Source organism: Bradyrhizobium sp. A5, from assembly GCF_042076515.1.
Taxonomy (GTDB): Bacteria; Pseudomonadota; Alphaproteobacteria; order Rhizobiales; family Xanthobacteraceae; genus Bradyrhizobium; species Bradyrhizobium cosmicum.
Map to the genome: position 1 here is coordinate 3,827,854 of NZ_CP148990.1, position 20,694 is coordinate 3,848,547.

Sequence of the window (20,694 nt, forward strand, 5' to 3'; positions counted from 1 at the left end):
CCCTGTATTTTGTAGTCTTGTTTTGCCGGGAGTGTCGCAAGGCAGCGCGCGGCTGGCAAGCGCCGCGATTTTCCGCACGGTGAAACAGCGATCTGGAACCTACACCGTGCGGCGCAGCAGATTCAGAATGCGGCCGTCGATCACGAGCAGCGCACTACCGATGACGAACGCGCCCGCGATCTCGCGCGCCGACATCGGCTCACCCAGCACCAGCGATCCCAGAAGAATGGCGGTGACGGGAATGAGCAGCGTCACCAGCATGACGTTGCTCGCGCCAGAGCGCTGTATGATCTGAAAGAAGACGATGTAAGCGAGCGCCCTCGACAGGCCGGCAAGGCCAAGCACGGCGAGCCAGGTCGTAAGGCCAGGGATCGGCAGATGCCATGGCTGCTCGACAGCACCTGCAACGACGGCCATCATCACCGTGGACGCCATCAGCTGAAACGTCGCCGTGCCGAGCGGGGCGGAGTCCTTCAACAGCCGCCGCGCGGCGAGTGCCGCAAAGCCATAGCTGAACGCGCCGCCAAGGCAGAGCAAAATACCGAGCCCCTGCCCCGCTTTCGTCTCGATGCCCCACCCGCGCAGGATGATCACGCCGAGAATGCCGAGCGCCACGCCGGCGACGCGCCGCATCTGCAAGGCTTCTTCGCCTGCCGCGGCCATCACCATCACCGTGAACAACGGCGTGGTCGCATTCAGGATCGACGCCAGTCCGCTCGGAATGAAAGTCTGGCCGATCACGATCAGCGAGAACGGGATGACGTTGTTAAGCAGCCCGATCGTGACGAACGGCGTCCAGCCGGCAAGCCCCCTGGGAAAAGCGACCCTCTGCATGCGCATGAGCGGCAGCAGGATGGCCGCGCCGAGCGCGACGCGCAGCAACACCAGCGTCAGCGGCGGCAATTCCCGCAGCGCCGCGCCATTGAAGAAGAACGAGCCGCCCCAGAGGACCGAGAGCACGGCCAGCAGCAACCAGTCTCGCGCGTCGATCCGGTTGTCGTTGGGGGACATGCGTTTCACCTCGGCGGACGACCTAGAGCGGTTCATCGATTGATTGAATCGGGAGGGATTCCGTCGGGCGGCGGTTTGTGATTCAAGATGCTGGCTGGATCGGAGGCCAGCATCAGATGGTCCGACCTCTTTCGAATGATCTTCGTGAACGAGCCGTGAAGGCGGTGGAATCCGGCGAGAGTTGCCATGCTGTGGCGGCCCGGTTCGATGTTGCAGTGTCGTCCGTCGTGAAGTGGAGGCAGCGCTATCGCGCGACGGGTTCGGTGGCGCCGGGCAAGATGGGCGGTCACCGTAAGCCGGTTCTGGGGCCGCATCGAGCGTTCATCGTGGAGCGGATCAGGCAGACGCCACATCTAACGCTGCACGGGCTGAAGGACGAGCTTGCCGCGCGAGGCGTGAAAGTCTCACACCATGCGGTATGGACCTTCCTGCGACGCGAAGGTCTCAGCTTCAAAAAAAACACTGTTCGCCCTTGAGCAGGGTCGCGCCGACGTCGCGCGGCGGCGGCAGCGCTGGCGCAGCTTGCAGGATCGCCTCGATCCAAGCCGCCTGGTGTTCATCGACGAGACCTGGATCAAGACCAACATGGCCCCGTTGCGCGGCTGGGGATCCAAGGGCGAGCGGTTGCGCGGCTTTGCGCCGCACGGTCACTGGCGAACCCTGACCTTCCTCGGTGCCCTACGCTCTGACCAGCTCACTGCGCCTTGCGTGTTCGACGGACCGATCAACGGCGAAAGCTTCCGCGCCTATGTCGAACAGCAACTCGTCAAAGTGCTCAAACCGGGCGACATCGTCGTCATGGATAATCTCGGTAGCCACAAGTCCCCGACCGTCCGGCAGATGATCCGGAAAGCCGGCGCAAGACTGTGGTACCTGCCGCCGTACTCACCCGACCTCAACCCGATCGAGCAAGTCTTCGCCAAGATCAAGCACTGGATGCGCATCGCACAGAAGCGCACGATCGACGACGCCTGCGACCACATCGGCAACCTCGTCAGAAGCGTTCTGCCCAGCGAATGCAGCAACTACTTCGTTAATGCCGGATACGCTTCTATCAAAAAATGAAACGCTCTAGTCCAGGCGGACGGATCGCGCCACCCGATTTCCGATGAGGCTTGGAATTGTCGTATTCAGGAGCGACAGGGCGAACGAGGCTGCCCCATGTCGATGCGTCCAGCTAGATCGGCATCTTCGGCCGCGACACCAGCTCGATCATCTTGCCCTCATCATCGTCGGGCATTGCGGCCTTCGCTTGCGCGTAGGACTCGACCGCGGCGCGCGAGACCAGCGGCTTGTCGGCCAGCAGGCTCTCTGCGAGCTTGACGGCATAGGCGGCATCCTTGTGCCGCAGTGCCGCCGTGAACGTCGCGCCGCTGAAATCGCGGGCGACCATGCGCCTGGAATGGCGCTGCACCTGCGGGCTTGCGGCCACACCCGCCTGGATCGACTCCAGCACCAGGTTCATGTCGAGCCCGGCCTGCTCCGCGATCGCGAGACCTTCGGCGAGGCCGGCGATCTGGATCGCGCCCATCAAATTGTTGATGAGCTTGTAGACTGTGCCACTGCCAACTGGTCCGAAATGGCGGATGGTCGAGCCGATTGGCTCGAGATAGGGTCGCGCGCGATCGAGGTCAGCCGCGTTGGCGCCGACCAGCAGGGTCAGTTTCCCGGCAGCGGCCGCATCCGGCAAACCCGTCACGGGGCAATCGAGATAGATGAGGCTGCGCGCGTTGAGTTCTCGGCCCATCTCGCGGGCGTGGTCATGGGAGACGGTGGAGCATTCGATCGCGATGGTGCCTGATTTCGCCGACTTGGCCGCGCCCATGGGCCCAAGCCAGACCGCGCGCGAGGCTTCGTCGTCGGCCACCATGGTCACAACCGCGTCGGCGTCGATCGCGGCATCTTCGGGCGAGGTCGCCCATTGCGCGCCGCGCGCGATCAGGTTTTCGGCTTTTGCCTTGCTGCGATTCCACAGCGTCACCGTGAAGCCGGCATCGAGATAGCGGCCGGCCATGCCGTGGCCCATCCGCCCAAGCCCGATGAAGGCGACGCGCGGCATCAATCGACGTCCTCGATGTCGGCACCCGGGGTGCCGAAGGCGCGTTGCGCCAGCGTCGCGGCCATGAAGTCGTCGAGCTCGCCGTTGAGCACGCCCGAGGTGTCGGAGGTCTGCACGCCCGTGCGCAGATCCTTCACCATCTGATAGGGCTGCAGCACGTAGGAGCGGATCTGGTGGCCCCAGCCGATATCGGTCTTGGCGGCCTGGTCGGCAGCGGCCTTCTCCTCGCGCTTCTTCAGCTCGATCTCGTAAAGGCGTGCACGCAGCATGTCCCAGGCCTGCGCCTTGTTCTTGTGCTGCGAGCGGCCTGCCTGGCAGACCACGGCAACGCCGGTCGGGATATGCGTCAGGCGCACCGCGGATTCGGTCTTGTTGACGTGCTGGCCGCCGGCGCCGCCCGAACGCATGGTGTCGACGCGGACGTCGGATTCCTTGATGTCGATCTTGATGCTGTCGTCGATGACCGGGAACACCTGCACGCTCGAGAACGAGGTGTGCCGGCGCGCGTTGGAATCGAACGGCGAAATGCGCACCAGGCGGTGCACGCCGGCCTCGGTCTTCAGCCAGCCATAGGCGTTGTGGCCGGAGACCTGGATCGTCGCGGACTTGATGCCCGCTTCTTCGCCCTCGGACTCTTCGAGGAACTCGACCTTGAAGCCGTGCGTCTCGGCCCAGCGCGTGTACATGCGCAAGAGCATCTGCGCCCAGTCCTGGCTCTCGGTGCCGCCGGCGCCGGCATGGACTTCGAGATAAGAATCGAACCGGTCGGCCTCGCCCGACAGCAGCGCCTCGAGCTCGCGCCGGGCGACTTCCTTCTTGAGGGCTTTCAGCGCAGCTTCAGCTTCGGCCACGACGCCGGTGTCGCCCTCGGCCTCGCCGAGCTCGATCATGCCGATGTCGTCTTCGAGCTCCTGCTCGACCTTGCCGATGCCGGACAGCGAATCCTCAAGCGAGGTGCGCTCCTGCATCAGTTTCTGGGCCTTCTGGGGATCGTTCCAGAGGTTGGGATCTTCTGCGAGCTTGTTCAGCTCAGCGAGGCGCGCCGTCGACTTCTCGACGTCAAAGATGCCTCCTCAGCAGCCCGACCGACTGCTTGATCTCTTCTACCAACCGTTCGATTTCGGCGCGCATGTCGTTCTCTGATCTCGCGGAATTGTTTCCGCGTGCAATTGAGATCGCGGTGTAGCGGCGGCGGCCGCAAAGCGCAACCGCTGCGGCCGCGATCGTCCGCCTTATACGCTAGTACAGCCCGCCGGTGCCCGGCCGCATGAAGAAGCCGGAATCCGGCTGCTGCTGTTGCGACGCCGGCATGCGGCCGTCGGCATCGGCAACGCCGATGACGGAGTAATTGTCCGGCGGCGCCGTGCCCGGCTTGAACGCTTCGAGGATGGTTCCGCCGGTCTCGCCGGGGCCGGCACGCATGCCGGTCTTGGCGACGACGCGGACCAGCTTGATGCCGGCCGGCACCTTGAACGGAACGGCAGGCTTGTCGGCGAGCGCGAGCTTCAGGAAATCGCGCGCGATCGGAGCGGCCAGATGGCCGCCGGTCGCGGCGTTGCCTTTGCCGAGCGGACGCGGCTTGTCGTAGCCCATATAGATGGCAACGGCGACGTCGGGCGAGAAGCCGACGAACCAGGCGTCCTTGGCCTCGTTGGTCGTACCGGTCTTGCCGGCGATCGGCTTGCCGACCTCCTTGACCACGGTCGCGGTGCCGGCCTGCACGACGCCCTCCATCAGCTCGGTGATCTGATAGGCGGTCATGGAATCCAGCACCTGCTCGCGGCGGTCGATCAGTTGCGGCTCGGCCTGGTTCTTCCAGCCGCCCGGCGCGTCGCAGCCGCGGCATTCGCGCTGATCGTGCTTGAAGATGGTGTGGCCGTAGCGGTCCTGGATGCGGTCGATTAGGGTCGGCTTCACCCGGCGGCCGCCATTGGCGAGCATCGAATAGGCCGTGACCATGCGCATTGCCGTCGTCTCGCCGGCGCCGAGCGCGTAGGAGAGATAGTTCGGCAGTTCGTCATAAACGCCGAAGCGGCGGGCATATTCGCCGATCAGCGGCATGCCGATGTCCTGCGCGAGCCGCACCGTCACGGTGTTGAGCGATTGCCGCAGCGCGTTGCGCAGCGTCACCGGACCCTGAAACTTGCCCGAGGAGAAGTTCTCGGGCCGCCACACGCCGGCGCCCTGGCCCTGGTCGATTTCGATCGGCGCGTCGAGCACGACGGTCGAGGGCGTATAGCCATTGTCGAGCGCGGCCGAATAAACGATCGGCTTGAACGACGAGCCCGGCTGACGGTAGGCCTGCGTGGCGCGGTTGAACTGGCTCTGGTCGAACGAGAAGCCGCCGACCATCGCGAGCACGCGGCCGGTCCAGGGATCCATTGCCACCATCGCGCCGGACACTTCGGGGATCTGGCGCAGCCGGTACTGGCCTTCGACCGGCTGTCCCTCCTTGGAGTAAAGCGGATCGGCATAGATCACGTCGCCGGGCTGCAACACCTGCGCGACCGATGTCGGGGTCCTGCCCTTGGCGTTGCCTTGGGCCGCCCTCGCCCAGCGCACGCCGTCGGCCGTGATGAGGCCGGTCTCACGCTGCTTGCTCACGGCGCCGCCGAGCTCACGGCTCGGCTGGAAACCGATCCGCGCCGACTGGTCGCTGGTCTCCAGCACCACCGCCATGCGCCATGGCGAGATGTCGGAGAGCGACTTGATCTCGGCGAGCTTCACGCCCCAGTCGCCCGACGTATCGAGCTTGCTCATGGCGCCGCGATAGCCCTGCTGCTCGTCATAGTTCACGAGGCCGGCGACCATGGCCTTGCGCGCCATGACCTGGATCTTCGGATCGAGCGTGGTGCGGACCGAGAGCCCGCCCTCGTAGAGCTTCTTCTCGCCGTAGCGTTCGAAGATGTCGCGGCGGACTTCCTCGGCGAAATACTCGCCGGCGAAGGTGTGAGCACCGTTGGAGCGGCTGGTGACGGCCAGCGGCTCCTTGCGGGCCTTGTCGGCGTCGGCCTGCTTGATCCAGCCGTTCTCCAGCAGACGGTCGATCACGTAATTGCGGCGCTCGATGGCGCGGTCGCGGTTGCGCACCGGATGCAGCGTGGCGGGCATCTTCGGCAGCGCCGCGAGATAGGACGCTTCCGCCACCGTCAGCTCGTTCACCGACTTGTCGAAATAGACCAGCGAAGCGGCCGCGATGCCGTAGGCGCCGAGGCCGAGATAGATCTCGTTCAGATACAGTTCGAGGATCTTGTCCTTCGAATAGGTCTTCTCGATCCGCATCGCCAGCAAGGCTTCCTTGATCTTGCGGGCGAAGGAGACCTCGTTGGTGAGCAGGAAGTTCTTGGCGACCTGCTGGGTGATGGTGGAGGCGCCCTGCGGACGGCGGTTCGAGCCGTAATTCTGGATGTAGGCCACGCCGGCGCGCGCCATGCCGGTGTAGTCGATGCCGCCATGTTCGTAGAAATTCTTGTCCTCGGCCGCGAGGAACGCGTTGATCACGAGCTTCGGCACCGCCTGGATCGGCAGATACAGCCGCCGCTCCTTGGCGTATTCGCCGAGCAGCGAGCCGTCGACCGCGTGCACGCGGGTCATCACCGGCGGCTCGTAATCCTGAAGCTGAGAGTAGTCCGGCAAGTCCTTGGAGAAATGCCAGATCAGGCCTGCCACGGCCCCGACACCGACAAGGAACACCACCGTTCCCGCGGCGAACAGGAAGCCCATGAACCGCACCAGCAAGCGCATTATCTGTTTATCCGTTCAAACTCTGGATCAGCCCAAGATCACAGCCCAAGATCACAGCCCAGGGCACCGAAACTAAAGGCACCCGAACCAAAAGAGGCGCCAATCTCACGTCGCGAATTCACCGGCCGACTCAATACCATCCGTGCCGGACCTAAAGACGCTTGCCGAACGGGGATTCTCTTCGATTCCGGAACCCCCTGCGGCGTTTTTATAAAGCGTCCGCTGTGGCCAAACTAGGGCTTTTGCGCCGGGACGGAAAACCCTTCTCAGAATCCCTTGCTCAGTTCGACGGTCCGGCCGTCGCCATCCGCTTGGTCAGGAACCCGTCGATCGCCTGCGCCATCGAGCCCACGGCTTTCGACCGCCAACCATCCGACACCAGGTGCTCAAGATCGCCCTTGTTGGAGACGTAGCCGATCTCGACCAGGACCGACGGCACGTCGGGCGCCTTCAGCACCCGAAAGCCTGCCGACTTCAGGGGATGCTTGTGCATCCGCACGGTCGACTTCATTTCACCCATCAAAAGGCGGGCGAAACGGTTTGAAAAGGTGCGGGTTTCCCGTTGAGTGAGGTCGATCAGGATGTCCGCGACATCGGTCGGCTCCTCCGCGAGGTTGAAGCCCGCGATCGCGTCCGCCCGGTTTTCCGCATCCGCCAGACGCTGGGCCTCGGCGTCGGAGGCCTTGTCGGACAGCGTGTAGATCGTGGCGCCCTGCGCATCGCCTTCCGCGCGCGGCAGCGCGTCGGCGTGAATAGAGACGAACAGCGCGGCCTTGAGGTTACGGGCGACTTTGGTCCGGTCGTTGAGGGGGATGAAGGTGTCGTCGTCCCGCGTCATCACCACACGGTATTTGCCGGCTTTCTCCAGCCTGTCGCGGAGCGCCAGGCCGAAGGCGAGAACCAGGTTCTTCTCGCTCTCGCCGCTGGACTGGGTGCCGTTATCGATGCCGCCATGACCGGGATCGATCACGACGATGGGGCGGCCATCCGCTTTCTGCTGCGCCGCCTCGGCGGGGGCGGCGGGAACCGTCGCGGGCGGCGCCTCGGCGATGGCGGGCCTCAGCTCGGGGCGGCTTTCCGGCGGCAGCGACTGCATGAAGGCGGCGCGATCGACCTCCTCCAGCTCGAGCACGAGCCGGGCCGGCTGGCCGTTGGCCGCCTCCAGCACATACGAATTGGCGATCTTGGCCGGCCCCGTCAGATCGAACACGATTCGCGATCCGCCGGGCATGACCAGCCCGTAGCGGAAGGCCTTGACCAGTCCCCGCCCCCCGGCCCCGGTGCCGGCGGGCAGCTGAAAATTGACCTGGGGAACGTCGACCACCACGCGGTAAGGGTCGGCGAGCATCACCGCGCGGAACGTGACGGCTTGATCGATGTCGAGGATGAAGCGGGTCTGCTTGCCGTCGCCGGCCAGCCGGGCGGCCGAGGCGACGGGAAACTTTACTGCCGCAACAGAGGGTTGCGCCTGACTTTCCGCTGCCTTCAGGCGCGAAGAATCAGCACATGGCAATGCTGCGGCGCAGAGAAGCGCGCATCCCAGCAAAACCCTTTGATTTGCGCGGCTCGCCACCGATTCCGTGCCTCCGAGCAGCCCTTTTAAGGCAATAGAACTACAGGGTTAAACGATCCTTAATGACGGAGACGCGAAACTTGCCGACTGTGACCGCGGTGCGACGCTCCTTGCACGGATGGTCCATTCCACGTATGTACGGAGTGCTGACGGCCGATATTTCCGGTTGTGTCGCATTCAGCCTCCCGGTGCAGCGCCGGAACTCTCAAGGTTTGGGAATTCCAGCGTTTTCCGTTTCTCTCAAAGACCAGCGCGGTGCGCGGCAGCGAGATGGAGCGGGGCAAGTACCCGGCGGTGGACGGTCCCCGGTTACCACTGTGTGTCCGGGACGGTTCTGACAGCGGCGTAACCCGTTACCCGGTCCCTTAATCCCAAGGGGGCGGTTCGTAATCCCAAGGCGAGCGCGCTCGCGCCATGCCTGGCCAGCAGCAACTGATTGAAGGGCGGCCTCGCCGCCCAGTGTTTCATACGGGCCGACGCTTGATGCGCCAGACTGTGCCGACGAATTCTGAAGGACCATTCGCGACGCTGCGGAGAGACAATCCCGCGCGCCGCTTCGGCCCTTCGGCTTCCGGTCCGGCAAGGCGCGAGAGACGGCGTTTCGGCCTTCCCCTCACCCCCGAATCAGGTGGACCGTCGCGTCACCCGGCAGCGCACATCATGGCGCCCACGGTGAATCGCGCCCGCCGCCGCCAAGAGCTAAGACATGCCCAACAAGATGTTGATCGATGCCACCCACCCGGAAGAGACCCGGGTCGTCGTGGTCCGCGGCAATCGCGTCGAAGAGTTTGATTTCGAGACCGCGCAACGCAAGCAACTGCGCGGGAACATTTACCTCGCCAAGGTCACGCGGGTCGAACCCTCGCTGCAGGCCGCCTTCGTCGAGTATGGCGGCAACCGCCACGGCTTCCTCGCCTTCAGCGAAATCCATCCCGACTACTACCAGATCCCGGTCGCCGACCGGCAGGCGCTGATCGAGGCCGAAGAACAGGCCCATCGCGAAGCCGAGGAAGAGAGCGAGAACCGCTCCCACGGCCGCCGCCGCTCACGCCACCGCAACTCCCGCCGTCGCAGCCAGGGCGAACGCGTCCGCAGCGACATCGTCGAAGGCTCCGATCTGGCGGCCCAGCCGGTCGAGGGCGAGGCACGGCCGGAGCACGCCGAGGGCGCATTGCACGAAGGCGAGCATCTGCACGCCGATGCGGAGCTTCATGGCGAGCACGAAGGACACGATCACCACGACCACGACCATGGCGAACATGATCACGACGATGATCATCATGCCCATGATGACGATCACCATCACGCCCACGATCATGATGATCATGGTCATGACGGCGAGCACGATCATCACGACCATGATCATACCGACGAGACCCCTGCGCCCGTCGCGGCCTTTGGTGCCGAGCCTGTGGTCGCGACCGAGGCCGCCGCCGAGCCGCACGAAGCTGCCGCCTCCGAGGCACACGCCGAGGCCCTGGCCGAAGCCGTGACCGCCTCGGCTGAACCGGCCGATGCGGTGTACGCCGCCGGCGAGAGCGATGAGGCCCATCATCACGACTCCGACGAGGAGGACGATGAGGACGAGGACGGCGAGGAAGCCGAAGAGGAACTCGTCGAATCCGTCGGCGGTGACGACGTGCTGGAGGAAGTGCCGGAGCGCACCTTCCGCCCGCGCCGCCAGTACAAGATCCAGGAAGTCATCAAGCGCCGCCAGGTGATGCTGGTGCAGGTGGTCAAGGAAGAGCGCGGCAACAAGGGCGCGGCGCTGACGACCTATCTCTCGCTCGCCGGCCGCTATGCCGTGTTGATGCCCAACACCGCGCGCGGCGGCGGCATCAGCCGCAAGATCACCAGCGCGCAGGACCGTTCCCGCCTGAAGGAAGTGGTGCAGGACCTCGACGTGCCCGAGGGCATGGGGATCATCCTGCGCACCGCGGGCGCCGCCCGCACCAAGCCCGAGATCAAGCGCGACTTCGAATATCTGATCCGGATGTGGGAGACGGTGCGCGACCTGACGCTGAAGTCGCAGGCCCCGACCCTCGTCTACGAGGAAGGCTCGCTCATCAAGCGGTCGCTGCGCGATCTCTACAACAAGGAGATCGACGAGATCTCGGTGGCCGGCGAATCCGGCTACCGCGAGGCGCGCGACTTCATGAAGATGCTGATGCCCGCCAATGTCAGCGCGGTGAAGCAGTATCGCGACGGCCAGCCGCTGTTCTCGCGGATGGGCGTCGAGAGTCAGCTGGACGCGATGTTCTCTCCGACGGTGCAGCTGCGCTCCGGCGGCTATATCGTGATCAACCAGACCGAGGCGCTGGTCTCGATCGACGTCAACTCCGGCCGATCGACCCGCGAGCATCACATCGAGGACACCGCGCTCAAGACCAATCTGGAGGCGTCCGAAGAGGTCGCCCGCCAGCTTCGCCTGCGCGACCTCGCCGGCCTGATCGTCATCGACTTCATCGACATGGACGAGAAGCGCAACAACCGCGCCGTCGAGCGCAAGCTGTCCGATTGCCTCAGGCAGGATCGCGCGCGCATCCAGGTCGGCCGCATCTCGCATTTCGGCCTGCTCGAGATGTCGCGCCAGCGCATCCGCGCCAGCGTGCTGGAATCGTCGACCGATCCCTGCCCGCATTGCGGCGGCACCGGCCATGTCCGCTCGGTGTCCTCGGTGGCGCTCCAGCTGCTGCGCGGCCTCGAAGAGATCCTGATGAAGGGCGCGACCCACAATCTGGTGGTCCGTACCCGCACTGACGTCGCGCTCTACGTGCTGAACCACAAGCGCGGTCATCTGCGCGATCTCGAAAACGGCTTCAAGGTCTCCCTGGCGGTCATCGCCGACCCCAGCGTCAGCGGCCCGCAGGCCTATCTCATCGACCGCGGCGAGCAGGTGCACACGCTCGAGGCCGCCAAGGCGCTGCTCGCAGCGCAGGTGGCCGCGAGCCCGCCGCCGCTCGTTGAAGAGCCCTATGACGACGAGGAGTTCGATCTGGAGACCGAATCCGAGGTCGAGACCGAGGAGACCGAAGGTCTCACCGAGGAGCAGGCTGCCGGTGACACGGCGACTGAGCAGGACGGACAGCGCCGCAAGCGCCGCCGCCGCCGCCGCGGCCGTGGCCCGCGCGATGGTGAGCTTCGCGAAGACAGCCCGCCCACCCTTCCCGAACCGGCACTCGCGGCCGGCGAAGGCGAAGAGGACACCGAGTCTGAGCAGGATGGCGGCGAGGACGGCGAGGAGCAGGCAGCCCGTGGCGATCAGCAAGGCAACGGCGATCGCCGCCGCCGGCGCGGTCGCCGTGGCGGACGCCGTCGGCGCGGTGGCAACGAGGAAGGTCTCGCCGGCTCGATCGGTGACGAACTCGGCGGCAATGCGCCGCCGGAAGCGACCGATGCCGTCGCCGATTTCGACGGGGCGAGCGGCGAGGCTGCGCCCTCGATCGCGCATTCCGAGCACGTCGACATTGTCGAGCCGCAGGTCGCTCAGCCCGAGCTACGTTTCGAGCCGCAAACCGAAGCGCCGGCCCAACCTCAGCCCGCGGTCGCAGAGGAGGAGCCCGCCGACGACAAGGCCGCACGGCGCCGTTCAACGGTCCGGGAAAAGGTGAGCTTCCTGTCGAGCAGCCCGAGCGAGCCCGCAGCGCCGGTTGCATCGGCGCCGGAGCCGGCTGCTCCGCCTGCACCCGAACCCGCACCGGCAGCGGCGGCTGAAACGTCGACCGCACCGCGTCGCGCCGGCTGGTGGTCCCGCCGGTTCGGCGGCGGCGAATAAAAAGGAAATCCAGACGAAACCGCCCGGCCAAGCCGGGCGGTTTTGATTTGGCGAGGTCATTCGAATGAAAAGTGCAATCGTTCTCGGTGGCGGCATGGTGGGCGTGGGGGCCGCGCTCCATTTGCAACGGCGCGGCTGGTCGGTAACGCTGGTCGATCGCAGGGAGCCGGGCCGCGAGACCAGCTACGGCAATGCCGGCATGATCCAGGCGGAAGCCGTGCGGCCCTATCCGATGCCGCGCGACCTTGCCACGCTGTTGAAGATCGCAACCGGCCGCACCAACGACGTGCGCTACAGCCTGTCCTCGCTTCACCTCCATATCGAGCCCCTGCTCCGCTATTGGTGGCATTCGGCGCCGAAGCGCCACCGCGAAGCGATCGCGGCGTGGGCACGCCTGATCGGCTATGCAACCGGCGAGCACGACGTTCTCATCCGCGAAGCCCATGCCGACAATCTCATCCGCCGCGCCGGCTACCGCATGCTGCATCGGGACCCCGCCGCATTCGATCTCGCGATCCAGACGGCGGAGGAAAACCGCCGGGATTTCGGCGTGAATTTTCGCGTGCTCTCGGGCAGCGAACTCACCAAGGCCGAGCCGATCCTGCGCGACGATCTCCCCGGCGCCATTCACTGGCTCGACACCTGGACCGTGTCCGATCCCGGCGCGCTGGTCACGGCCTATGCCGATCTGTTCGAACGCCTCGGCGGCACCATCCTGGTCGGCGATGCCCAGACCTTGCTGCAGACCGCGAGCGGCTGGTCCGTCGACACGGACAGGGGGCGCATCGATGCCGCCGCAGCCGTCGTGACGCTCGGGCCGTGGTCGCCTGATCTGTTGCAGAAGTTCGGCTATCGCATTCCGTTGGTGCGCAAGCGCGGCTACCACATGCATTACAGCGGCGGCACATCGCTCGACCTGCCGCTGGTCGATACCGCCCGCGGCTACGCCATGGGCCCGATGGCCAAGGGCATCCGCATCACCACCGGCGCCGAGCTGACGGGGCAGGACGCGCTCGCAACGCCGGTGCAGCTCACCAGCGCCGAAGCCTCCGCCCGCGAGCTGATCGACCTTGGCAAACGCGTCGAGCCGGACCCGTGGTTCGGCACCCGTCCCTGCACGCCCGACATGCTCCCCGTGCTCGGCCCCGCCCCACGCCACCCCGGCCTCTGGATGAATTTCGGCCACGGCCACCAGGGCTTTACGCTCGGGCCCGCAACGGGACGCCTGCTCGCGGAGATGATGAACGGCGAGACGCCGGCGATCGATCTGGCGCCATACCGGCCGGAGCGGTTCTAGATTTCGGTCTTCGCCGCGAGCACCGCGAGCGCGGCCGAGACGCGCAGCAGCGGGTCGTCCCATTCGCGGGGCCTGCGCTGGCGGAACAGCCGCATGGTCGGATACCAGGGACTGTCCTCGCGATCGCGCAGCCAGCGCCAGTCGAGCGCGTAAGGCGTCAGCATCCACACCGGACGTCCGAGCGCGCCGGCGAGATGAGCGACCGACGTGTCGACCGCGATGACGAGATCGAGCGCTGCGACGGCAGCCGCCGTATCGGCGAAATCGCCGAGCGCCGGCGCAAGATCGACGACGTCGTCGCCAAGCGCCGCCAGCACCTCGCCATCCTCGGGCCGCGGTTCCTTTTGCAGGCTGTAGAGCTGCACCCCCGGCATCACGAGGCGCGGCAGCACGGCTGCGGCAGGCAGCGAGCGTTGCCGGTCGCCCTTGTGCCTGGGATTGCCGGCCCAGGCCACGCCAACTTTCAGGGCTGTGACATCGGCCAACGCAGCACGCCAGCGCGACAGTCTTCCGGGATCGGCGTGCAGATACGGAATCTCGGCAGGGATGTTGTCGAGCGTCGTGCCGAACACGCGCGGCAGGCTCATCAGCGGCAGTTGCAGGTCGAACGGCGGCAGCTTCTCGCCGCGCGCGATGACGGTGGCACCGGGAAGCTGCCGCAACAGCGCGGCCAGCGCGGGCTGAACCTGCAGGATGATCCTTCCGCCGCGCGCAGCCACCATCGGCACATAGCGCACGAAATGCAGGGCATCGCCGAGACCGTATTCGGCAAACAGCAGCAGCGTGCGGCCGTTCAGCGGCTCGCCCTGCCATTCCGGCTCGATGAATGAAGGATCGCCGTCCGACAGCGTCTTGCATTTGCGCCGCCAGCGATAGGCCTCGAACCCGTTCACGAAGTCGCCGTTCATCAGCAGGAAATGCGCGTGATTGTACTGCGCCAGCGGCCGCTCCGGATCGAGCGCGATGGCGCGATGCGAGACGGCGAGCGCCTCGTCGATCTCGCCGGCGTTGCGCAGCGCGACCGCGAGATTGGCCTGGCCCTTGGCATAGGCGGGATCGGCCACGACCGCGCAGCGATGCGCCGCCACGGCATCCGCGACGCGCTCCTGCTTCTCGAAGATGATGCCGAGATTGGTCCAGGCCGGCGCGTAATCAGGCTTCAGCAGCAGCGCGTGCTCGCAGGCGGCGATCGCCTCGTCCAGTGTGCCGAGCTCCGACAGGCAGGCGCCGAGATTGTTTGCGATCAAATGATCCGCAGGATCGAGCGCGAAGGACTGCCTGTACATTTCGGCCGCTTCCGGCAGGTGACCGGCCTCATGCAGCACCAACCCGAGCAGACGCAGCGCCGGAGCGTTGTCCGGCTGGAGGGCAACGGCGCGCCGGTACTGGACGATGGCGTCCTCGAGCAATCCTTGCCGATAGAGCGCGGCGCCGAGATTGCCGAGCAGCCCGGGATCATCGGGATCGGTGTCGAGGGCGTGACGGTAAGCGCTCTCCGCTTCGCTCAGCCGCATCTGTGTCATCAGGAGATTGCCGAGATTGAGCCAGACGCCGCGAAAGGCCGGCTCCCGCGCGATCACCGCGCGATAGGCGTCCTCCGCTTCGGTCAACCGTCCCTGCTCCGCAAGCACGACGGCGAGATTGAAGCAGGCGCGCGTCAGGTGCGCGTCGAGCGCAAGCGCGCGGCGATAGGCGGCTTCGGCCTCGTCGAAACGGGCGAGCTCACCAAGCGCCACGCCGAGCTTGTTGTGCAGACCCGCATCGTCCGGACGCCTGACCAGCGCGCGCCGGAATGCGGCCACCGCACCCTCCTGCTCGCCCTTCACCGCAAGCGCATCGCCGAGCGTGACGAGTGCCGGCGCGTGCCCGGGATCGACGGCGAAGACGCGGCCGAGCAGCGCGGCACCATCGGACGCGCGGTCGGTGACGAAGGCGGCTACGGCCGCAAGATGCAGCGCCGGCACATGATCCGGCTCGCCCTTCAACACTTCGGCGCAGAGCGCGTCGGCCTCATTCGGCCGGCCCGCCGAAAAATGCTCCGCCGCCTGCAGCACAATCTGATCAACCGTCGCCTTGCCCACCACGCCGCTCGCCCCTTCGAGGTCAGATGCGGGTTAAACGCGCGAGCTGGCAAAATCCGTCAGTCGGCGCGCTCGGCCAGCAGCTTTTTGATCCGCTCGGCGTCCTCCGGCGTCGCCGGGTTGTAGACGATCATGCTGAGGTCGGAGCGGCCCTCGACGTTGAAGCTCGAATATTCGAACGACATGGTGCCGTGGACGGGGTGCCTCAGCCGCTTGGTGCCGTCGCCATGATGGCGCACGTCGTTGTCGCGCCAGAGCGCCGCGAATTCCGGGCTGGTGCGGCAGAGCTCATCGACGAAGTCTGCGACATGCGAGACGGCGCCCGCACGGGCGGCGTCGGCCCGAAACGCCGCCACCACGAAGCGGGCGACACTGTCCCAGTCATATTGCGCGGCGCGCACGCGCGGATCGCAGAAGATGAAGCGCAGGATGTTGCGCTGTCCCGGCGGGATCGCGCCATAGTCCGTCAGCACCGCGCTCGCGGCCCGGTTCCAGGCGACGACGTCCCAGGTCGCGGTCCGGACCAGCGCGGGGCTGAATGCGAGCGCATCGAGCACGCGTTGCAGTCGCGGTGACACGCCTTCGGCGGCCTGGTAGCGCACCACCTCGGGCGGCCGGCCGAGGCCAATCAGGAACAGGTGCTCCCGCTCGACGTCGGTCAGCATCAGCGCACGGGCGATGCGATCGAGCACGTCGGCCGACGGCGCCCCGCCACGGCCTTGCTCCAGCCATGTGTACCAGGTCGAGCTGATATTGGCGCGCTGGGCCACCTCCTCGCGGCGCAGCCCGGGCGTGCGCCTGCGGCTGCCACCGAGGCCGAACGCGGCAGCATCAAGCCGGGTGCGGCGGTCCTTCAGGTAGGTCCCGAGCAGGTTTTCAGCGGTCGTGGTCTCGCTCATCCTGTTAGCCATTATACCCTGATAAGGTCACTACTTTACCCGGATAATGGTAGCGCAGATGGTTGCCGCCACCAACCCTCTGGAGATTGCCTCATGCGTGTATTCGTCACCGGCGCCACCGGCTTCGTCGGCTCCGCCGTCGTGCGGGACCTGATCGCCGCCGGCCATCGGGTTACCGGCCTTGCCCGCTCGGACGCCGGCGCCGCGACGCTCACGGCCATGGGCGCCGAGGTCCATCGCGGCTCCCTGGAGGACCACGCCTCGTTGCGCAGCGGCGCGGCCGCGTCCGATGGTGTCCTGCACCTCGGCTTCAATCATGACTTCTCGAAATTCCTCGACAATTGCGAGCTGGACCGTCGCGCCATCCTGGCGCTCGGCGAGGAGCTGAGGGGCTCCGAACGGCCGCTCATCGTCACCTCAGGCGTCGCCCTGCTCGCGCCCGGACGGCTCGCGACCGAGGAAGACGAGGCCGCGAAACATTTCCCGCGCGTGTCGGAATCGGCGGCGCTGTCGCTCGCCGGCGTACGCGCCGCCGCAGTTCGGCTTCCACCGTCCACGCATGGCGAGGGCGATCACGGCTTCGTTCCGATCCTCATCAATCTCGCGCGCGAGAAAGGCGTGGCCGCCTATATCGGCGATGGCGGCAACCGCTGGCCGGCCGCGCATCGCATCGATGCCGCGCGCGTCTACCGCCTCGCGCTGGAGCAAGGCGCCACCGCGAAGCACTATCATGCGATCGCCGAGGAAGGCGTGCCGTTCAAGGCGATCGCAGAAGTGATCGGCCGGCGGCTCGGGGTGCCCGTGGTCTCGAAATCCGCTGATGAAGCCGAGGCGCATTTCGGCTGGTTCGCGCGGTTCGCATCCATCGACGTTCCGACCTCGAGCGCAAAGACACGCGCCCTGCTCGGCTGGGAGCCCAAAGAAAAAGGGCTGATCGAGGATCTCGACCAGCCCTGTTACTTCAAGGTCTGACGGCGCGTTACCCCGTCAGATGCCGATCAGTCCGTCGTGATCGCGGTTTCCATGTCCGTCGGATCGATCTGCCTGGAGAGGTTGGCGTTGAGCTTGTCGCGATCGAGCTCACCCTCCCACCAGGCGACGATCACGCAGGCCACGCCGTTGCCGCAGAGATTGGTCAGCGCGCGGCACTCGCTCATGAACTTGTCGATGCCGAGCACGATCGCCATGCCCGGCACGAGGCGCGGATCAACCACCGCCAGCGTCGCGGCCAGCGTGATGAAGCCGGCGCCGGTGATGCCGGAGGCGCCCTTCGAGGTCAGCATCGCCACGACCAGGATGGTGAGCTGCTGGCTGAAGGAGAGATCGTAGCCGAGCGCCTGCGCGATGAAGAGCGTCGCCAGCGTCATGTAGATGTTGGTGCCGTCGAGATTGAACGAATAACCCGTGGGCACCACGAGCCCAACCACCGACTTGGAGCAGCCGAGCCGTTCGAGCTTTTCCATCAGGGACGGCAGCGCGCTTTCCGACGACGAGGTGCCGAGCACGATCAGGAGCTCGTCCTTGATGTAGGCCAGGAACCGGAAGATCGAGAATCCCGCCAAGCGCGCGATGGTGCCGAGCACGACGAAGACGAACAGCGCGGCGGTGACGTAGAACGTGGCGATCAATCCGATCAGGTTGAGGATCGCGCCGGTGCCGAACTTGCCGATCGTGTAAGCCATCGCGCCGAATGCGCCGATCGGCGCCGCACGCATCACGATGGAGATGACGCCGAACACCGCATGCGCGGCGTCGTCGATGAAGCTGCGGATCGTGTGGCCACGCTCGCCGAGGCTCATGATCGCGAAGCCGAACAGCACCGAGAACAGCAGCACCTGCAGGATCTCGCCCTGCGCGAAGGCGCCGACCACGGTGTCCGGAATGATGTGCAGCACGAAGTCGACAGACTTCTGACCGGCGGCCTGCTTGGCGTAATTTGCGACCGCCGCCTCGTTGGCCGCCGCATTGCCGAAGCCTGCGCCAGGCTTCACCAGATTGCCGATGATGAGTCCGATCATCAGGGCGAATGTCGAGACGACCTCGAAATAGACCAGTGCCTTGACGCCGATGCGTCCAACCTTCTTGGCGTCCTGGATGTGGGCGATGCCCGAGACCACGGTGCAGAAGATGATCGGGGCGATCACCATCTTGATCAGCTTGATGAAGCCGTCGCCGAGCGCCTTGATCCACTCGTTGGTGGCGACCGAGGGCCAGAGCCAGCCGACGATGGCGCCGAGCACGATGGCGATCAGCACCTGGACATAGAGGACTTTGTACCACGGCTTGGCCGCGCTTGGCACAACCGGCGTTCCCGCCGTCATCGTTGTCGTCGTCATCGTCTCACTCCCCCCCTCAAACTCAGAGGCCAGCCAAGATCAACTTGGCCGGCCCTGTCAATTGGAACTGGTCGGAATCGTCGCCTTACCGGCGATCGACGATCCGGCGCGCCGCCGGCATCAGCGTCGCGCCAAGCGCGTTCTTGACCAGCGAGCCGGCGATGAACGGCAGCAAGCCGACCTGCCAGGCCTTGGCAACGCCAAGACCGAGACCAAAGGCCAGCCAGCCGAAACCCGCGGCGAGAATGACGACGTGGCCGACGGCCATCGCCGCAAACAACCGCACGACGCTGCGATCCCAGCCGCGCTCGGCGAGCCAGCCGGTGACGAAGGCTGCGCCGATGAAGCCGAACAGGTAGCCGGCGGTCGGGCCGACCAGCGGTGCAATTCCACCGACCGGGCCGGCGAACACCGGCAGCCCCATCGCGCCCTCGCCGAGGTAGGCGATCATGGTCGCGCTGCCGAGGCGCCAGCCATAGGCGGCGCCGATCATCAGCACCACCAGCGTCTGCAATGTCATGGGCACATAAGGCAGCGGCAGGTTCACCTTGGCCGACAGCGTCATTAAGGCGGTGCCGAGCGCGATCAGCACCACGGCGCGCAAGGCGCCTACGGTTTCGCCCGGACGGGTCGGCCACATCAAGGCGGCGAGAGAAGAATGTACGGCGGCGGTGGGCACGGAACGGTCAGACAAGATGCACTCCAGAAGGCTATCGAAACTGGCGGCTATTTAAGCCAGTGGGCGATCCGGTCAACCGCCTCCCGCATCTCATCAGCCGAGCGTGCATAGGACAGTCTTATGAACGAGCGGCCATGGATGGGGTCGAAATCGAGCCCTGGCGTTGCCGCAACATGGGCCTGCTCCAGCATCTGCTTGGCGAACTCGAAACTGTCCGAGGTGAAGTCGGAGACGTCGGCATAGAGATAGAAAGCGCCGTCTGCAGGCAGGAACTTGCTGAGGCCCGCCTTGGGCAGTCCCTCGATCAGAATCCGCCGGTTTTCCTGATAGCCGTGCTTGATCTCCTCCATCTCGGCCGCACCGTCGAAGGCGGCTTCGGCCGCGATCTGCGACAGCGACGGTACCGAGATCGACAGGTTCTGCTGGAGCCGTTCAATCGGCCGCACCAGCACGTCAGGCACGACCATCCAGCCGACGCGCCAGCCCGTCATGCAGAAATACTTCGAGAACGAGTTGATCACGAGTGCGTGCTCGGACAGCGAGGCCGCCGTCACCGCCGGAAACGCGTAGTCGAGCCCGTGATAGATCTCGTCGGAGATGAAGCGAATGCCGGCGTCCTCTGACGCCGCGATCAGGCCGGCGAGCGCCTCGCGGGACATCATCGTGCCCGTCGGGTTGGCCGGGCTTCCGACCAGCACGCCCTTCAGTGGCGCTTTCCGATGGGCCGCCAGCAGCGCCTCGCCGGTCAGCGCGTGGCGCGTCTCGTTGGTGGTCTCGATCAGCACCGGCTCGCAGCCGAGCGCGGTCAGGATATGACGGTAAGGCGGATAACCCGGCACCGTCACGGCGACGCGATCTCCGGGCTCTAACATCGACAGGAAGGCGAGGACGAACCCGCCGGACGAGCCTGTGGTCACCACGATCCGCTCGGGGCTGACATCGCAGCCATAGGCATCGCGATAATGCCGCGCGATGCGCGCGCGCAGGCTGGGGATGCCGAGCGCAGAGGTATAATCGATCCGCCCCGACTCGAGCGCCGCATGGGCGGCCGCAATCGCGGTCTTCGGAGCACCCGTCGCGGGCTGGCCGACCTCCATGTGAATGACATGGCCTCCGGCCGCCTCGATTCGGGCTGCCGCGGCCATCACGTCCATCACCATGAACGGGGGGACGTCGCTGCGGCGGGAGGGCTCGAGCCACTGCCCCAACCGGTTCCTCAATGTCGCATCGTGCATCGAAT

The 20,694-nt window shown here is 65.9% G+C and carries 14 protein-coding genes; 4 read left to right on the forward strand and 10 right to left on the reverse strand.

What is annotated here, in order from left to right:
* Positions 1 to 99: 99 nt before the first annotated feature.
* Entirely contained in the window at positions 100 to 1,011 is a 912-nt protein-coding gene (locus tag WHZ77_RS18390) for a DMT family transporter (RefSeq protein ID WP_375309228.1), read from the reverse strand.
* A 116-nt stretch (positions 1,012 to 1,127) separates the two neighbouring features.
* On the opposite strand from WHZ77_RS18390, the gene WHZ77_RS18395 reads away from it, so the two are divergent.
* Positions 1,128 to 2,076 (forward strand): IS630 family transposase gene (locus tag WHZ77_RS18395; RefSeq protein ID WP_375309229.1). Its coding sequence is split into 2 segments (ribosomal slippage): positions 1,128 to 1,463 and positions 1,465 to 2,076, totalling 948 coding nucleotides; the frame shifts between segments, so codons are not numbered across the junction.
* Between the two features lie 112 nt (positions 2,077 to 2,188).
* Here the strand turns inward: WHZ77_RS18395 and WHZ77_RS18400 are convergent.
* From WHZ77_RS18400 to WHZ77_RS18415, 4 genes are all read right to left on the reverse strand, one after another.
* Positions 2,189 to 3,070 carry an NAD(P)-dependent oxidoreductase gene (locus tag WHZ77_RS18400; protein WP_375309230.1) on the reverse strand — a complete coding sequence of 294 codons (882 nt, stop codon included), beginning with the start codon at positions 3,068 to 3,070 and terminating at the stop codon, positions 2,189 to 2,191.
* A protein-coding gene (prfB, locus tag WHZ77_RS18405; RefSeq protein ID WP_151641854.1) for a peptide chain release factor 2 occupies positions 3,070 to 4,201 on the reverse strand; the annotation gives its coding sequence in 2 pieces (ribosomal slippage) (positions 3,070 to 4,131 and positions 4,133 to 4,201; 1,131 coding nt in all). The genes WHZ77_RS18400 and prfB overlap by 1 nt, the downstream gene beginning before the upstream one ends.
* A 108-nt stretch (positions 4,202 to 4,309) precedes the next feature.
* Positions 4,310 to 6,814, reverse strand: a complete 2,505-nt coding sequence (locus WHZ77_RS18410; RefSeq protein ID WP_375309231.1) for a penicillin-binding protein 1A — start codon at positions 6,812 to 6,814, stop codon at positions 4,310 to 4,312.
* 280 nt (positions 6,815 to 7,094) lie between these two features.
* On the reverse strand, positions 7,095 to 8,387 hold the full coding sequence (locus tag WHZ77_RS18415; RefSeq protein ID WP_375309232.1) for an N-acetylmuramoyl-L-alanine amidase: 1,293 nt from the start codon (positions 8,385 to 8,387) through the stop codon (positions 7,095 to 7,097).
* Between the two features lie 706 nt (positions 8,388 to 9,093).
* Between WHZ77_RS18415 and WHZ77_RS18420 the strand changes: the two genes are divergently transcribed.
* Positions 9,094 to 12,162, forward strand: a complete 3,069-nt coding sequence (locus WHZ77_RS18420) for an Rne/Rng family ribonuclease (RefSeq protein ID WP_375309233.1) — start codon at positions 9,094 to 9,096, stop codon at positions 12,160 to 12,162.
* A 64-nt stretch (positions 12,163 to 12,226) separates the two neighbouring features.
* Positions 12,227 to 13,459 (forward strand): NAD(P)/FAD-dependent oxidoreductase, encoded by a 1,233-nt coding sequence (locus WHZ77_RS18425; RefSeq protein ID WP_375309234.1) that lies wholly within the window; start codon positions 12,227 to 12,229, stop codon positions 13,457 to 13,459.
* Here WHZ77_RS18425 and WHZ77_RS18430 read toward each other — a convergent pair.
* Both WHZ77_RS18430 and WHZ77_RS18435 read right to left on the reverse strand, forming a co-directional pair.
* Positions 13,456 to 15,543 (reverse strand): tetratricopeptide repeat protein, encoded by a 2,088-nt coding sequence (locus WHZ77_RS18430; RefSeq protein WP_375309235.1) that lies wholly within the window; start codon positions 15,541 to 15,543, stop codon positions 13,456 to 13,458. The genes WHZ77_RS18425 and WHZ77_RS18430 overlap by 4 nt on opposite strands.
* A 56-nt stretch (positions 15,544 to 15,599) precedes the next feature.
* Entirely contained in the window at positions 15,600 to 16,439 is an 840-nt protein-coding gene (locus tag WHZ77_RS18435; protein WP_375309236.1) for a helix-turn-helix transcriptional regulator, read from the reverse strand.
* A 93-nt stretch (positions 16,440 to 16,532) separates the two neighbouring features.
* On the opposite strand from WHZ77_RS18435, the gene WHZ77_RS18440 reads away from it, so the two are divergent.
* On the forward strand, positions 16,533 to 17,411 hold the full coding sequence (locus tag WHZ77_RS18440; protein WP_375309237.1) for an SDR family oxidoreductase: 879 nt from the start codon (positions 16,533 to 16,535) through the stop codon (positions 17,409 to 17,411).
* A gap of 26 nt (positions 17,412 to 17,437) precedes the next feature.
* On the opposite strand, the gene WHZ77_RS18445 is transcribed toward WHZ77_RS18440, so the two are convergent.
* The 3 genes from WHZ77_RS18445 to WHZ77_RS18455 form a co-directional block, all read right to left on the reverse strand.
* Entirely contained in the window at positions 17,438 to 18,775 is a 1,338-nt protein-coding gene (locus WHZ77_RS18445; protein WP_375309238.1) for a dicarboxylate/amino acid:cation symporter, read from the reverse strand.
* Between the two features lie 85 nt (positions 18,776 to 18,860).
* Positions 18,861 to 19,415 (reverse strand): biotin transporter BioY, encoded by a 555-nt coding sequence (locus WHZ77_RS18450; RefSeq protein WP_375314759.1) that lies wholly within the window; start codon positions 19,413 to 19,415, stop codon positions 18,861 to 18,863.
* Positions 19,416 to 19,501: 86 nt separating this feature from the next.
* Positions 19,502 to 20,689, reverse strand: a complete 1,188-nt coding sequence (locus tag WHZ77_RS18455; RefSeq protein WP_375309239.1) for a pyridoxal phosphate-dependent aminotransferase — start codon at positions 20,687 to 20,689, stop codon at positions 19,502 to 19,504.
* Positions 20,690 to 20,694: the final 5 nt, after the last annotated feature.